This is a genomic window from Pontibacter diazotrophicus (assembly GCF_003367245.1).
Taxonomy (GTDB): Bacteria; Bacteroidota; Bacteroidia; order Cytophagales; family Hymenobacteraceae; genus Pontibacter; species Pontibacter diazotrophicus.
The window spans coordinates 14831-27867 of the sequence record NZ_QRGR01000019.1; the positions used below are offsets into that span (position 1 = coordinate 14831).

The 13037-nt window shown below is 45.1% G+C and carries 17 protein-coding genes; 10 read left to right on the forward strand and 7 right to left on the reverse strand.

Going from position 1 to position 13037, the window contains the following annotated elements:
- Nucleotides 1–401 precede the first annotated feature (401 nt).
- Together DXT99_RS16580 and DXT99_RS16585 are read left to right on the forward strand one after the other, a co-directional pair.
- The gene (locus DXT99_RS16580) at nt 402–551 is read left to right on the forward strand and encodes a lmo0937 family membrane protein (protein WP_115566705.1); all 150 of its coding nucleotides are present in this window, start codon (nt 402–404) and stop codon (nt 549–551) included.
- A gap of 54 nt (nt 552–605) precedes the next feature.
- A complete protein-coding gene (locus DXT99_RS16585; RefSeq protein WP_115566706.1) occupies nt 606–755 on the forward strand; it encodes a lmo0937 family membrane protein in 150 nt (49 codons plus the stop codon).
- A 74-nt stretch (nt 756–829) separates the two neighbouring features.
- On the opposite strand, the gene DXT99_RS16590 is transcribed toward DXT99_RS16585, so the two are convergent.
- Both DXT99_RS16590 and DXT99_RS16595 read right to left on the reverse strand, forming a co-directional pair.
- Complete coding sequence (locus tag DXT99_RS16590; protein ID WP_246000784.1) at nt 830–1570, reverse strand: hypothetical protein; 741 nt, start codon at nt 1568–1570, stop codon at nt 830–832.
- 32 nt (nt 1571–1602) lie between these two features.
- Complete coding sequence (locus DXT99_RS16595) at nt 1603–3228, reverse strand: ABC-F family ATP-binding cassette domain-containing protein (RefSeq protein WP_115566707.1); 1626 nt, start codon at nt 3226–3228, stop codon at nt 1603–1605.
- A gap of 334 nt (nt 3229–3562) precedes the next feature.
- On the opposite strand from DXT99_RS16595, the gene DXT99_RS16600 reads away from it, so the two are divergent.
- Nucleotides 3563–4036, forward strand: a complete 474-nt coding sequence (locus tag DXT99_RS16600; RefSeq protein WP_115566708.1) for a DUF4199 domain-containing protein — start codon at nt 3563–3565, stop codon at nt 4034–4036.
- Nucleotides 4037–4090: 54 nt separating this feature from the next.
- Entirely contained in the window at nt 4091–4543 is a 453-nt protein-coding gene (locus DXT99_RS16605) for a DUF4199 domain-containing protein (RefSeq protein ID WP_115566709.1), read from the forward strand.
- A gap of 97 nt (nt 4544–4640) precedes the next feature.
- Here the strand turns inward: DXT99_RS16605 and DXT99_RS16610 are convergent, their stop codons facing one another.
- Nucleotides 4641–4874 carry a hypothetical protein gene (locus tag DXT99_RS16610; protein ID WP_115566710.1) on the reverse strand — a complete coding sequence of 78 codons (234 nt, stop codon included), beginning with the start codon at nt 4872–4874 and terminating at the stop codon, nt 4641–4643.
- Nucleotides 4875–5192: 318 nt separating this feature from the next.
- Between DXT99_RS16610 and DXT99_RS16615 the strand changes: the two genes are divergently transcribed.
- The gene (locus tag DXT99_RS16615) at nt 5193–5591 is read left to right on the forward strand and encodes a hypothetical protein (protein ID WP_147294242.1); all 399 of its coding nucleotides are present in this window, start codon (nt 5193–5195) and stop codon (nt 5589–5591) included.
- Between the two features lie 33 nt (nt 5592–5624).
- Here DXT99_RS16615 and DXT99_RS16620 read toward each other — a convergent pair whose 3' ends face one another.
- Nucleotides 5625–6029 carry a hypothetical protein gene (locus tag DXT99_RS16620; protein WP_115566712.1) on the reverse strand — a complete coding sequence of 135 codons (405 nt, stop codon included), beginning with the start codon at nt 6027–6029 and terminating at the stop codon, nt 5625–5627.
- Between the two features lie 271 nt (nt 6030–6300).
- Here DXT99_RS16620 and DXT99_RS16625 point away from each other — a divergent pair, with 271 nt between their 5' ends.
- Nucleotides 6301–7116, forward strand: coding sequence for a murein L,D-transpeptidase catalytic domain family protein (locus tag DXT99_RS16625; RefSeq protein WP_115566713.1), 816 nt, complete (start codon nt 6301–6303; stop codon nt 7114–7116).
- 80 nt (nt 7117–7196) lie between these two features.
- Here DXT99_RS16625 and DXT99_RS16630 read toward each other — a convergent pair whose 3' ends face one another.
- Nucleotides 7197–7394: a hypothetical protein gene (locus DXT99_RS16630; protein WP_246000785.1), complete on the reverse strand. Its 198-nt coding sequence runs from the start codon at nt 7392–7394 to the stop codon at nt 7197–7199.
- 269 nt (nt 7395–7663) lie between these two features.
- Here DXT99_RS16630 and DXT99_RS16635 point away from each other — a divergent pair, with 269 nt between their 5' ends.
- Nucleotides 7664–8473, forward strand: coding sequence for a M48 family metallopeptidase (locus DXT99_RS16635; RefSeq protein ID WP_115566715.1), 810 nt, complete (start codon nt 7664–7666; stop codon nt 8471–8473).
- Between the two features lie 186 nt (nt 8474–8659).
- Nucleotides 8660–9571: a diacylglycerol/lipid kinase family protein gene (locus tag DXT99_RS16640; protein ID WP_115566812.1), complete on the forward strand. Its 912-nt coding sequence runs from the start codon at nt 8660–8662 to the stop codon at nt 9569–9571.
- Between the two features lie 3 nt (nt 9572–9574).
- On the opposite strand, the gene DXT99_RS16645 is transcribed toward DXT99_RS16640, so the two are convergent.
- Entirely contained in the window at nt 9575–10795 is a 1221-nt protein-coding gene (locus DXT99_RS16645) for a metallophosphoesterase family protein (RefSeq protein WP_115566716.1), read from the reverse strand.
- 190 nt (nt 10796–10985) lie between these two features.
- Entirely contained in the window at nt 10986–11678 is a 693-nt protein-coding gene (locus DXT99_RS16650) for an LON peptidase substrate-binding domain-containing protein (protein WP_246000787.1), read from the reverse strand.
- A gap of 129 nt (nt 11679–11807) precedes the next feature.
- Here DXT99_RS16650 and mtgA point away from each other — a divergent pair, with 129 nt between their 5' ends.
- The gene (mtgA, locus tag DXT99_RS16655) at nt 11808–12542 is read left to right on the forward strand and encodes a monofunctional biosynthetic peptidoglycan transglycosylase (RefSeq protein ID WP_115566717.1); all 735 of its coding nucleotides are present in this window, start codon (nt 11808–11810) and stop codon (nt 12540–12542) included.
- Complete coding sequence (locus DXT99_RS16660) at nt 12532–12987, forward strand: YybH family protein (RefSeq protein ID WP_115566718.1); 456 nt, start codon at nt 12532–12534, stop codon at nt 12985–12987. Before mtgA ends, DXT99_RS16660 begins: the two co-directional genes overlap by 11 nt.
- Nucleotides 12988–13037: the final 50 nt, after the last annotated feature.

Genomic DNA, 13037 nt, shown 5'->3' on the forward strand with positions numbered 1-13037 from the left:
AATTAGGTTTGGTTATGTATACAAAGCTAACAGAAATAGAGGTATTCTGTGGCTAAGGCTAAGGCTTCTTTGAAATCTTTAATTCAGTGTTATCCCGTGCAACTAATGAAATCAATAAAGGAGAGCTGCTGGAATAGAATTATTTTCCGACCGTGAAATTTTTAAGGTGGAGTGGTAGTATGTAAGCTACTGTAAATCAGTTAAAAAGTTGAATGGCTCAGGCTGTGGTTTATTACTTTGATTTAAATGTTATATAAACGAATTGAAAATTACAAATCTTTTATATAAGTGTCCCGTAAAAAGCCTTATTAATTTAAAGTACAAGAAATACTGGCTGTTACTTGGCTGATAAAGTGTGAAAGCAGACAGTTATTCTGAACAAAAACTAAAAAAATAGAACAATGGGAAATTTACTTTATTTAATAGCTGTAGTACTTGTTATTTTCTGGCTGATTGGCTTTCTGGGATTTCCGAGTGCCGTTGGTGGTATCATTCACGTACTATTGGTGCTAGCTGTTATCGCAGTATTGCTTCGTCTTATTCGGGGTTAACCTCAATAAACGATTTGCGTAATATCTTTTTGAACACACTAAACAAATAAAACTATGGGAAATTTATTGTATATTATAGCAGTGGTACTTGTGATTATCTGGCTGATTGGTTTCTTAGGATTCCCTGACGCTGTAGGTGGTCTGATCCACATACTACTTGTAATTGCGATTATTGTGGTGTTGTTGAGACTCATACGAGGCTGATAATACCTATGTAGAACATAAAAAAAGCGGTTGCCAATTTCTGGCAACCGCTTTTTTTATGTTAATACTCTTTCTTACCTATTGGTGAAAGGTATGTTGAATCCTACCCTGAATACAGGGTTATTGTATGGATTACCGATCACATTGTCGTTCACGTTATACAAAAGCAGCATATCCACGGATGCTTTGTCGCTGATGCGCTGCCTGTAACCTACACCCACCAAAGGAAGCGTGATGTTGGCGCGGTCGTTACTGAGGCCCCCGTAGATGTCTTCGTACCTGGTGTTCAGAAGTTCGACCTCCGCATGTCCTAAAATCGCACCGTCCCCTATGTTAAAGAGCTCTAACTGCGTAAAAGCACGGCCGCCATAGCTGCTATAGGAAAATCCTCTGAATTTAGAGTAGTGGTAAACAGCACCCACACCCACACTGAATTTATCCGTGAGCCTGTACCCCAGTATAGGCAGCAGCGATATATTTGTGTAAGTGCCAAACTGCAAACCGAAGCTGCCTCCAAAATACATGCGGTCAATTGGCCGGAGGGCTTGCTCCACTACTGGTTCCTGCTCTCCTGGAAAAGGCAGTGGCGCTTGTTGCTGTTGCTGTGTTGGCCGTGGCTGCACAGTTGGCTTTCGCTCCTGTTGCTCTTCGGTAGGGCGTGGCCGTTCTGTAGGCATAGGAGGCCCTGTGGGCAACACAGGCTTGGTACGTTCTGTTGTGTCGGGTTCGACCTGCGCCTGTGCTGTATTGCTGGAGAGCAACAAGAACAGGAGTGAGCAGAGGATGCTATAAAATAAGCGCTGATGTTTTAGCATATTCAGGTTTAGAGGTATGACAAGTTTATTAATTATACCATTTCAGTGGCATACATCTTCTTGCGCAACTCCCTTATTGTGTCATCAGACAAATACTCCTCATATGTCATACGCTTATCGATGATGCCATTAGGCGTTAACTCAAGAATTCGGTTTGCAATTGTATCCACGAACTGCAGGTCATGCGAGGAGAAAAGGATGGTGCCGTCAAACTCTCTCAACGCATTGTTCAGGGCCGTAATGGACTCCAGGTCCAGGTGGTTGGTAGGCTCGTCAAACAGCAGCACGTTTCCGGACTGAAGCATCATTCTCGAGAACATGCAACGCACTTTCTCACCACCCGACAGCACATTGGCCTGCTTCAGAGACTCTTCTCCAGAGAAGAGCATACGGCCAAGAAAGCCGCGGATAAAGCTCTCGTCTTTCTCTGTGGAGTACTGACGAAGCCAGTCTACCAGGTTCAGGTTTGTGTCGAAGAACTCCTGATTGTCTTTCGGGAATAGAGAAGCGGTTATGGTGGTTCCCCAGGTATATTCTCCTGTGTCTGGCTTTTCCTCACCCATTACAACCTTGAAGAAAGTGGAGGCTGCAATATCGTTACGGCCAATCACCGCGATTTTATCACCTTTGTTCACCATCAGGTTTACGTCGCTGAAAATAGTTACCCCGTCAACAGTTTTGCTCAGGTTCTCTATGTTCAGCAATTGATTACCTGCTTCGCGCTCCGGCTTAAAGGCAATGTAAGGGTACTTGCGGGACGAAGGCCTGATATCGTCTACTGTTAATTTCTCCAGGAGCTTGGCACGTGAGGTAGCCTGCTTCGACTTGGAGGCATTGGCGCTGAAACGGCGGATAAACTCCTCCAGCTCTTTGCGCTTGTCTTCCGTTTTCTTGTTTGCGTCTGAGCGCTGCTTCAGGGCCAGTTGGCTGGATTCGTACCAGAAACTATAGTTACCGGCATACAGCTGTATTTTTCCAAAGTCAATATCAGCCACATGCGTACAAACTGAATCCAGGAAGTGGCGGTCGTGAGACACCACAATCACTGTGTTCTGGAAATTATCGAGGAAGTTCTCCAGCCATATAATAGACTCTGCGTCCAGGTGGTTGGTAGGCTCATCGAGCAGCAGGATATCCGGGTTTCCGAACAGGGCCTGTGCCAGCAACACACGTACTTTCTCGCTACCGCTCAAATCCTTCATCAAAGCATAGTGAAGGCTCTCGCTGATGCCAAGGCCGCTCAGCAATTCAGCTGCCTCGTACTCTGCATTCCAGCCTTCCAGGTCGGCGAATTCACCTTCCAGTTCGGCAGCACGCAAACCATCAGCTTCTGAGAAGTCAGGCTTTGCGTAAATGAGGTCTTTCTCCTGCATGATGCCAAACAGGCGCTTGTGGCCCATAATAACCGTTTGCAGCACCTGCGTTTCATCATACTCGAAATGGTTCTGCTTTAGCACAGCCAAACGGGCGTTGGCAGGAATATCTACAGTACCGGTGTTTGGGTCGATTTCTCCGGAGAGTATTTTTAGGAAAGTAGATTTACCGGCACCGTTGGCACCAATCAGGCCATAGCAGTTACCAGGAACAAACTTTATTGTTACATCTTCAAATAATGTGCGCTTGCCGTATGCCAAGCTGACATTGTTCGTACTGATCATAAAGGTTTATGTATGAATATGAAAATTAGATTCGCATGCAAAGCTACGAAATAAAAGTGTGGTTTGGCATGAAAGCCCACTTCCTCTATTCCGGAGGCATCACTTTTAATGCTTCGCATATGTTTAACATTCAGGAGCTTGAGCGCCCTGCTTTAAAAAACATTCGGCAAAGCACAACACCAAGCCTCATTCTTTAGTATATAGTTTTAGTAATATACAGATAGTGAATAGGATAGGATGCACCAGCCACTTTGCATTATATAGTCTTAACCAATTATGCAGCTAATCTGTTCATTCTAAATAAACTATTGATAAAACTTAAATTGAACATTATATGGCATCATCTAACGTATCTTACCAAAGTGTGGCAGTAAAGTATGGCATCTTGGTAGGAGTTGTTTATATCGTTTATTTCCTGCTCATGTGGGCACTCGGAGTAATCGAAATCGTAGAGCTTTCTTTTATCAGCGGCCTCTTCTTAGTTATAGGTATAGTGGTCGCAATCTCCAGGTATAAGCGAGCGAGGAGTGGCGGGATAAGGTATTTAGAAGGATTCGGCATTGGAGCTACAGTAGGGGTGGTATCATCCGCTGTTTTAGCGCTCTTTCTAGTGATTTTCCTCAGTACCCTGAACACAGAATATCTTGCGAGTCTTCAGGCAAGCGCTTTGTTCCCAGAGGGTCTTTCTATAGTCTTGCTATTTGTATTAACCATTTTGTATGGAACTATACCAGGCGCTTTAATTGGTTTTATCGCCATGCAATGGTTTAAACGTGAGGATCATAATACGATGCCAAGCCAGGACTAGTGCTTATATAAATCAACCTTAAAAGCACACTTAGTCAAGAACTTACTTATTACTATGGAAAAAATAGGCCTGAAATTTGGCTTACTTACAGCTATTGGCTTAATCCTTTACTTTTTTTTAATGAAGCTGATAGGTGTCATTCATATTACGGAGCTACGCTTCCTGAATGGGGTTATTATGGCTGTTGGGGTTGTACTTGCCATCAGAGCCTATAAAGCGGTTGCAGCAGGAGATTTCAGCTACTTTAAAGGTCTTGGAACCGGCGTTATTACAGCTGTGGCAGGGACTGTGCTTTTTGCTGCCTTTATGGTGAGTTATGTTAACATAGCAGGTGATGAAATGACTGGCATGCTAAGGTCAGAGCGCTATTTTGGTGGAAGGGTAGAGGAGACTCCCGGTATCGTGATCTTCTCTGTGCTGATGCTGGAGGGGCTTATTTCCGGGTTTCTGATTTCTTTCATTGCAATGCAGTATTTTAAACGGAACGACTACAAAACCCCGCAATAGCCTGTAATTTATCTTTGGTTGCACGAACATATTACCTATAAAGAAAGCCGGCTGCATTTGTTATGCAGCCGGCTTTCTTTATAGGTAAACTTATAAGTTATTTAATAATATGGTCAGGCCTTTGTATAACTTGTACAACAACCTCATGTATGTCACCTTCTTTGTCTTCTAACCTGTAAATGACCATTGGGTTATCGGCGTCAAGTACCGATTCTATGTCGATAACCCGCTCTCCTTCATCCAGCTTTCCCTCAAGTTGTGGGGTTAGTTCTTCCAGTGCCTGTGCAAATTTAACTTCAAGTATACTCGGGTTGTAATACGTTGTTCTCATATTGGTTTATTTAAATCAGAACCGCCTTCTGTTTTGGGTTCTGCAGTTCTTAATTATCTGAAATTCAATTTAGTTTTCTAAATAAGTATACCCCGCAGAACGGCTATTGTTGCAGGAGAAGGGCTATTCCTGGCAAAAAACGCTTAAGAGTGCTTTAATCATATATTTTATTTGGTCAATATAATGGCTGGTGAAATAATATGTTTGAATAATATAAAATATATTTTAAAGTTTATTAACTTGTCACATCAAATTCCGTTTAAGACTAGAGTTGGAGAAGAAGGTTTGTGCTGACATGAGTTAACCTTAACGCGAAATATGAAAAATACTTTACTATTATTATTTCTGGCTCTTGCTACTGCTACAGAAAGTTATGCCCAGGCGATGAGCGTGACAGACGACGGCCTTGATAAGGTGGTGCTCGCTGTGGACCTGGATGGTCTTGCTATGGCAAACCTTGAGATGAAGCAGGAGTTAAAGCTAACAGAGGACCAGTATAGCAAAGTGGCTGCCTTAAATGAGCTGCGTTTCACCAAAATGGTAGAGGCAGAGCATACCTACGCTGCCAATGATGTGCTGCGTTCGAACTCTGTACGAAAAATAAACATTCAATGCGATCAAACGCTGAAAGAGGTGCTGGACGAACAGCAGATGCGTCAGTTCATGGAACTGGAAGGCCGCTTCCATATGCAGCTTGTTTCTGAAAACGAAGAATAAGCTTTAATCAGGTATCAAGCAGCAAAGGCCGATTCAATCGGCCTTTGCTGCTTTAAAGGGTTCTTTATAGGTTACTTCCGATACTTTGCCCAAAGAATTAATGCGTACCTCTACACGGTTTGCTTCCGATAAAGCGGATCTGTCAGCGCATTGCGTACCGGGTTCAAGGTAATAAAAGTAAATCCGCTGGCTGCGCTCCAGCAATTCTTCACTGTCAGGTTTGCCTAATAAATTCCGTAGTACATATTCTTTCTGGCCGTAAAGTTCCTTCCTAATCTCCTCAAAGTCATCTGCCAGTTCTCCGCGTTTACCCTCACAGCCATATCTGTCTTCTTTCCAGGTTTCGCTATCAAAACTTCTCAGACTTTCCGGTGTACTGCAGGAGCTTAAGAACCCCAATACAACTAATGCCGGTAAAATAAATTGGTGCTTTAACATAGGTTTGATTTGATACCATAAAGTTGCAGCCTGAAAATTTGCCACACAAGCCTTGAGTTAAAATAGTATCCACTTCAAGCAATAAGTTTAAAATATTCAGGCTCTAAAATATTGATTAAAAGCCGGATAAGGTTTGTTTTAATGGATGTTTGCCTTTACTTTGCGAGTAGCTGCAACTTAAAAAATAGCATTTTGTTCAAAAAAGGTGGAACAATTTTCTTCTGCTTGCCTGTTGCAGAGTTTATCGTATCAACTGAAGCCAAAGAAACCCATGTTAAGAGTAACCCTAACTTCATTAGCCCTCGGTCTACTATCCTTTACCTCGCCAGGTTCTAGTTCTGGCGAAACTGCACTTAAAACTGCAACGGCAGTGCCAGAAATGGCCACGACACGGACGACAGCCCTTTCGTTCGCTGAAAAGCAGGCGGCTTTTAATGATCATCTGCTTAGCATTTACAATGATGCCGATCTAAAGAAAAAAGGACTTGCTTTTGAAGTCTTTGAGAAAGGCATGGTTGGTTTTCATAATTTCAAACAAAAAGGTTTAATAGCTCCTGCTAAATCCATCCTTACAGTGATCGATTTTACCAAGTCGAGCAGGGATAAGCGTCTGTGGATTATTGATCTGGCTTCAAAAAAAGTTCTTTTTAATACGGTAGTGGCACATGGCCGCAATACCGGTGAGGACAAAGCTATTAAGTTTTCTAACAGGCCAAACTCCTATATGAGCAGCCTTGGCTTTTATTTGACTGATGCTACATACTTTGGCAAGCATGGCCTGTCGTTACGTTTAAGTGGCAAGGATGGTGCTTTCAACTCAAATGCCATGGCACGTGCCATTGTAATGCATGGAGCAGATTATGCAACTCCTGCTTTCGCAAAACGACATGGACGCTTAGGCAGAAGCTTAGGGTGCCCAGCGGTGCCTCAGGAACTTTCAAAGGAAATTATCATGGCTATCAAAGATAAAACTGTCATGTACATTCATGGCAACGACAGCAGCTACAAATCTGATTACCTGAATGCAACTTTGGCCGTAGAGGCTTTTACTCCCGAAGCCATGTCAGGTACAGTTGCTACTTTATAGCTTATCATAACCAGTATAAACAGAAAGCCCCTGCTTTAGCTAAAGCAGGGGCTTTCTGTTTATACTGGTTATAGTGTGTTTTATCTGCTGTCTGAATCTTTTATTGTTTTTACCAGGTTGATGCCTGCAAAGAAAAAGATCAACCCAATTAAAAATGGTACGGCAGAAGTAAATTTGCCTATCATGGCTCCGTCGCCTCCCATCACAAAGGCATATGCTCCCCATATGATGCCGATGATTCCTAAAATGGTCAGCACAGCACCGAATGTTCGCTTCATATTCATTTATTTTTAGTTTTAAAATATACTGCTCTACAGGCAGAAATTATCTTTCTGTTACGATATTACAATTAAAAGGATGTATTTCGCTGAATGAGCTAAAATATGTACAAATTTAAGATGCTCACATGCCGCTTTTGAATCCGAAACTTCAGGTCTTGTGAGCCATTGGTAGCACTTGCGGCACATACCTATAACCTCCTGTATCACTGTACCGTTCTCTCTCATACTACAGCAAACTGCTGTACATGCTAGAAAGTATTTTGTTAATGAAAGGGATTCTAAAGTTTATTGTGGGATTGCTGCTGGCGGCAGTGTCGCTGGTTACATACTGGTGTAACACACAGGAGAATGAGTTTACAGGCGAGAAGCAACATGTGGACATGACGGTGGAGCAGGAGATAGCGCTCGGGCTGCAGGCGGCCCCGGAGATGGCAGAACAATATGGCGGCCTCCACCCGGACAGGGAGGCGGCGCAGGCAGTAAAGGATATAGGCCAGCAGCTTGTGCAGAACTCCCGGGTAAGCAACACGCCTTATAATTTCGAATTTCATTTGTTGGCGGATGATCAGACTGTTAATGCGTTTGCTTTACCGGGAGGCCAGATATTTATCACAGGCGGTTTGCTGAAACGACTGAACTCCGAGGCGCAGTTAGCAGGAATACTGGGGCATGAAATCGGGCATGTAGTAGCAAGGCACTCTGCCGAGCAGTTGGCAAAAGCAAAGCTGACGCAGGGACTGACAGGTGCCGCCGCCATCGCCACCTACGACCCAGAGAACCCTGCCAGCCGCGGAGGAGCCGTTGTGGCGGCTATGGTGGGTAAATTGCTGAACATGCGGTACGGACGTAATGATGAACTGGAATCAGACAGACTAGCGGTGCAGCTGACAGGTTCAGCTGGCTACGACCCAAGAGCCATGATGGAGGTAATGCGGATTTTAGAGGAAGCCAGTGGCGGGGCGGGTGGTCCTGAGTTTTTACAGACCCACCCTAATCCGGGCAACCGTATCAGCCAGATTGAGCAGGCTATTCAGGAAGAGTACCCCAACGGCTTACCGGAAAATCTAAGACAATAAACAGTTCAGAGTTCAACAGTTTATGGTAACCTTCTGCTGTGTCTGGAACAGCAATTGTTCCTCAACGCACTGCTTTACGTAGGCTTCGGATATTCGGCCATGATGCAAAAGTCCTTCATTTACACAATCACTTTATTTGCGTTTTACCGTATCAAGAGGCACGTACACAAGTACAATAAGCAGACTATGGAAATACAAAAGCTCAGGAACCTTCTCTTCGTTATCAACCCTATTGCCGGCGATATAGAAAAAGAAGAGCTGGAGGAAGAAATTGTGTCTATCTGCAAAGATCATGGTATAACCTATGATATCTATCGGACAACCGGTGAGAATGACAAGGAAGTCATAAAAGCCAAAATGGCAGAAAGCAAGTATGATGGTGTTTTTGCTGCAGGAGGAGACGGAACAGTTAGCATTGTGGCTTCGTTACTAATCGGAACAACTACTCCACTGGGTCTGATACCGCTTGGTTCAGGAAATGGTCTTTCCAAGGATTTAGACATACCACAGGATACAGAAGAGGCGCTGGAGCTGATACATCACAACATCATTCGTAATATCGACACCATTACGTTAAATGGATATCCTTCTATTCACTTGAGTGACCTTGGGTTCAATGCCCTTGTTGTGAAAGGCTTTTGTGAGGGCGGCACCCGTGGCCCTGGGGCATATGCACGTGTTGCATTGCAGGAATATCTTGCATATGAGTCTAAAACGTACCGTATAGAAACAGATATAGAGACTTTTGAAGGGAAGGCTTTTATGGTGACCATTGCCAATGCCAATGCCTTCGGGAGCAACGCCAACATCAACCCGAATGGTGTACTGAACGACGGCCGTTTCGAAATTTGCCTGATAGAGCCTTTTCCAAAAGCGGCAGGAATTGCTATTCTTTATAAACTGTATACCGACAGCATTGATACTTCCGTTTACACCCGCCGTCTTTCCTGTAAAACCGCTACCATCTATAACCTCGAACATGAAGTTATGCACATCGATGGGGAGCCTGTAGACCTGGGAGATAAGGTTGTTGTGCAGATGCACCCTAAAAGCCTGAAGGTCATACTACCAGTATACCAGGATGAAAAGGAGATTTAAAAGCTAGGCATCGGCTGTTATTTGCGGCTTTGGCTGCAATACGCTGTTAAGTTTCTTTCGGAAAACAACCATTTCTTCGTCGGGCTCAGCCACGGCAAGCGCTTCCATCCATATTTCCCCATTGCTGTAGTAGTTTATCACAAAAAAACCAAGCTCTTCTAAGGCAAAGGTTGCTCTGCCTCCTTTTTTTACAAAGGCTGTTTTACTGCCTGAACCGCTTACGATATAATGATTTTGCTGTATCTCGAAATGTTGCAGGTTATGGTCGTGGCCAGCTACATAGATCACGTTACTGTACCTGTTCATGATACGCACCAACCGCTTCCGCATTTTTTTATAGGTGCGGTGCGACATGTCTTCGTATGCCCCGAATAATTTGCGGTAAAAAGGGTACAGTGATCCAAAAACAGGTAAAGGGATGTAGAAACGTTTATGTGCTGCCGTAAGCGGGAATATGTGCTGCTTCATGGTAAACTTGCCGCCATGCATGGCATTGCTGTAGAGCGGATGGTGGGCAGCTACCAACACCCGCTGGTGCTTGTTTTTGCGAAGTACGTCGTTAAAGCTGATAAAGAACTCTTCTATGTCAGAATAAGGGCAGTCGTATTTGTTTCCCAAGGGTTTTTCGCCCCGCTGCACAAACCACTGAGTGTTGATGATGACCAGCAGCAGCCCTTCGGCCAATTGCATGCTAATGGGGCCGGGGCAGCCGTTCCGGGGCAGATAACTGTTTTCGTCCTGTGTTTTTTCCAATACGTAACGCTCCTGGCGCAGCATCTGCTCATATCCTCCTTCCCGCCCTTTCAGCCAGTCGTGGTTACCGCTCAGGAAAATACCATTGCCCGGAAAATCAATGACAGTATCCAGCAGCACATCAAGACGTTTGGCAGCGGTCTCACGTAAGCGGTGTCCCGGTGCTGGTAAGCCGATAGGATAGAGGATATCACCTAAATAAACGATTGTTCCCGCTTCCCCGGTTCTGTCTTTCCATACATCCAGTAACTGTAGTACAGGGTCGCTGCCATCGATGGCCACAGCCCCCGGATCTCCTACCATCGCCACAGAGTGTACCAGTGTATCATCAGCGGGCGGCGTATAGCGGTGCCAGCCTACATCTGCTAATTTATAAAAAGGCTTACGCCGGTACTTTCGCTCCTGCCAATAGCTGAACGCTATGAAGAAGAAAATCAGTGTCGGGATAATGATAAGAAAGTATGTCAGCATATTTTTTTATGTTGTACGGCAAGAAGCTACCAGGCAGAGGTTGAAATGATGAAGGACATTAGATGAAGGACAAAGGACCCACTGACAAAGAATTGTGAACTTGATTCTGTGATAGTAGCAAAAGAGACGTCCCTGTGCCTTTGAACATAGATTGATTTTTTTCTTTTATCTAATGTCTTTTATCCTTTCTCTAAAAGTCAGGTGGCATCAGGTGCTTAAAGTGGCCGTTTAGCTTCACCCTGTCTTTTAACTGCTCGGTTTGCTGTACTACAGGTAAAATCTGTTGCAGGTGCAGGAAAATAGCCTCCTGGCGCTCAGTTTCATTTTCCAGCTGCAGCAGAGCGTATTCCTGCTCCGTTGTAAGGCCAAGGTGGTGTGCGATATCAAAGCTTTTATAGTTTTCAGGCAGCTCCAGGAATAATTTACTGATACCAAGGGCATCGTACAATTCCTTCAGGCTCTCTGTAATGTTTAACTTTGTGATGATGTCTCCGTCATCCTTATTCTCCACTTCCTCCACTTCGCCGCCGGCATACAACCTGCCCGGTGCCATTCTGTCGAAGTGCAGAATCTTGAAAATTTTTAAACCCTTTGTGCGAATATCCATTTCTCCGTTGTCATACTTCTTTTCGATGTTGAGGATTTCTACTTCGGTGCCATACACACCTACGCCGCTTTGGATATAGGTAGGTATACCGAAAGTTTTCTCATTCTCCACACAGTCCAGCACCAGTTGCTTGTAACGTGGTTCAAAAATATGCAGGTTCAGTTTCTCGCCCGGAAACACGACAATACTTAACGGAAAAAGTGGGAGGTACTTGGTCATGTTTGCTATATACTTAATCTTGAACTGTAACAAAGCATTGGCCTTAGTGTTTGCCATGCTAGGGTTTTAAATTCCTTACGCACTCAGGGCGGTAGTGTTAGCGAAATGCAAATGGCATTCGCCCTATCCGGCTTGATTAGTATGCTAAACTCATTACCTTTGCGGCTTTAGAAAAATTGTGCAAAAATGGCTAAAAAGCGTTTTGGGTTCAGGGCGGTGAAGTTGCTTTTCGTGAAGCTGGTGCTGTGCCTGTTCCTGCTCAGTGTGGTGTGGGTACTGTTATACCGGTGGGTAGCGCCGCCAGCTACCTTACACATGCTGCAACGCCGCGCAGAGGCAGGCTTGGCCAGCAAAGAGGACCCGCAGCTCCGCTACAGGTTTGTAACCCTGGAGGAGATGTCGGAACAGCTGCCTCTGGCAGTGGTGGCCTCAGAAGATCAGCGTTTCCTGATACACATTGGCTTTGATGTGGATGCCATTCTGGATGCTTTCCAGCGGAACCGCAAAGGCGGTAACATACGGGGCGGCAGCACCATCAGCCAGCAGGTGGCCAAGAATGTTTTCCTGTGGCATGGGCGCAGTTATTTCAGAAAAGCTGTTGAAGCTTATTTTACTATGCTGATAGAAGTGCTTTGGGGGAAGGAGCGCATCATAGAAGTGTACCTGAACATAGCGGAAATGGGGGATGGCGTGTTTGGCGTAGAGGCTGCTTCACAAAAGTACTTTAAAAAGCCGGCGAAAGATGTTGGTCGCCAGGAAGCGGCCTTGTTAGCGGCTGTGCTTCCGAACCCTATCCGCTATTCAGCACAGAATCCATCAGCTTACATCCGGAAACGCCGTGGCCGCATTGCTCGTGCCATGGGGGCGCTGGGCGGAACCGTGTATGTGAAAGCTATTCTTCCGGAGAAAGATGAAAAATAACCTGCTGCTTTTGCTTGGCCTTGGCCTCGCCTTTACAACTGCCTGCACCCGCAACCAAACACCTCAGGCCTCCGCTGCTGCTAAAACAGACATACGCGGTGTATTGGAGGAGCAGAGCACCTGCTGGAGCCGCGGCGATCTGGAGTGCTACATGCAGGGCTACTGGAAATCAGATTCCCTCTTGTTTATAGGCTCCCGTGGTTTAACCTATGGCTGGCAGCAGACTTTGGAAAACTACAAGCGCGGCTACCCCGATGCCTCCGCTATGGGGCACCTCACGTTCGACGTAAAAGAAATGCGGCAGCTCTCGCCGGAGACGATGCTGGTGGTAGGGAAGTGGCACCTGAAACGCAATGTAGCTGCGGGGGATCTGGAAGGTCATTTCTCCGTTATATTCAGGAAGTTTAGTGAAGGCTGGAAAATCATTGCCGATCACTCCAGCTAAAAATAGATCCTGTATTTCTTTCACCGCAGGCGGAACTATCAAAAGCGCTG

What these genes read in the sequence shown, in the direction of transcription:
- DXT99_RS16585 (WP_115566706.1), top strand. Translation starts at nt 606, where the DNA reads ATGGGAAATTTATTGTATATTATAGCAGTGGTACTTGTGATTATCTGG.
- DXT99_RS16630 (WP_246000785.1), bottom strand. Translation starts at nt 7,394, where the DNA reads ATGAAGCGAACATTCGGTGCTGTGCTGACCATTTTAGGAATCATCGGC.
- DXT99_RS16605 (WP_115566709.1), top strand. Translation starts at nt 4,091, where the DNA reads ATGGAAAAAATAGGCCTGAAATTTGGCTTACTTACAGCTATTGGCTTA.
- DXT99_RS16600 (WP_115566708.1), top strand. Translation starts at nt 3,563, where the DNA reads ATGGCATCATCTAACGTATCTTACCAAAGTGTGGCAGTAAAGTATGGC.
- DXT99_RS16650 (WP_246000787.1), bottom strand. Translation starts at nt 11,678, where the DNA reads ATGGCAAACACTAAGGCCAATGCTTTGTTACAGTTCAAGATTAAGTAT.
- DXT99_RS16595 (WP_115566707.1), bottom strand. Translation starts at nt 3,228, where the DNA reads ATGATCAGTACGAACAATGTCAGCTTGGCATACGGCAAGCGCACATTA.
- DXT99_RS16625 (WP_115566713.1), top strand. Translation starts at nt 6,301, where the DNA reads ATGTTAAGAGTAACCCTAACTTCATTAGCCCTCGGTCTACTATCCTTT.
- DXT99_RS16640 (WP_115566812.1), top strand. Translation starts at nt 8,660, where the DNA reads ATGGAAATACAAAAGCTCAGGAACCTTCTCTTCGTTATCAACCCTATT.
- DXT99_RS16615 (WP_147294242.1), top strand. Translation starts at nt 5,193, where the DNA reads ATGAAAAATACTTTACTATTATTATTTCTGGCTCTTGCTACTGCTACA.
- DXT99_RS16580 (WP_115566705.1), top strand. Translation starts at nt 402, where the DNA reads ATGGGAAATTTACTTTATTTAATAGCTGTAGTACTTGTTATTTTCTGG.
- mtgA (WP_115566717.1), top strand. Translation starts at nt 11,808, where the DNA reads ATGGCTAAAAAGCGTTTTGGGTTCAGGGCGGTGAAGTTGCTTTTCGTG.
- DXT99_RS16645 (WP_115566716.1), bottom strand. Translation starts at nt 10,795, where the DNA reads ATGCTGACATACTTTCTTATCATTATCCCGACACTGATTTTCTTCTTC.
- DXT99_RS16635 (WP_115566715.1), top strand. Translation starts at nt 7,664, where the DNA reads ATGAAAGGGATTCTAAAGTTTATTGTGGGATTGCTGCTGGCGGCAGTG.
- DXT99_RS16610 (WP_115566710.1), bottom strand. Translation starts at nt 4,874, where the DNA reads ATGAGAACAACGTATTACAACCCGAGTATACTTGAAGTTAAATTTGCA.
- DXT99_RS16590 (WP_246000784.1), bottom strand. Translation starts at nt 1,570, where the DNA reads ATGCTAAAACATCAGCGCTTATTTTATAGCATCCTCTGCTCACTCCTG.
- DXT99_RS16620 (WP_115566712.1), bottom strand. Translation starts at nt 6,029, where the DNA reads ATGTTAAAGCACCAATTTATTTTACCGGCATTAGTTGTATTGGGGTTC.
- DXT99_RS16660 (WP_115566718.1), top strand. Translation starts at nt 12,532, where the DNA reads ATGAAAAATAACCTGCTGCTTTTGCTTGGCCTTGGCCTCGCCTTTACA.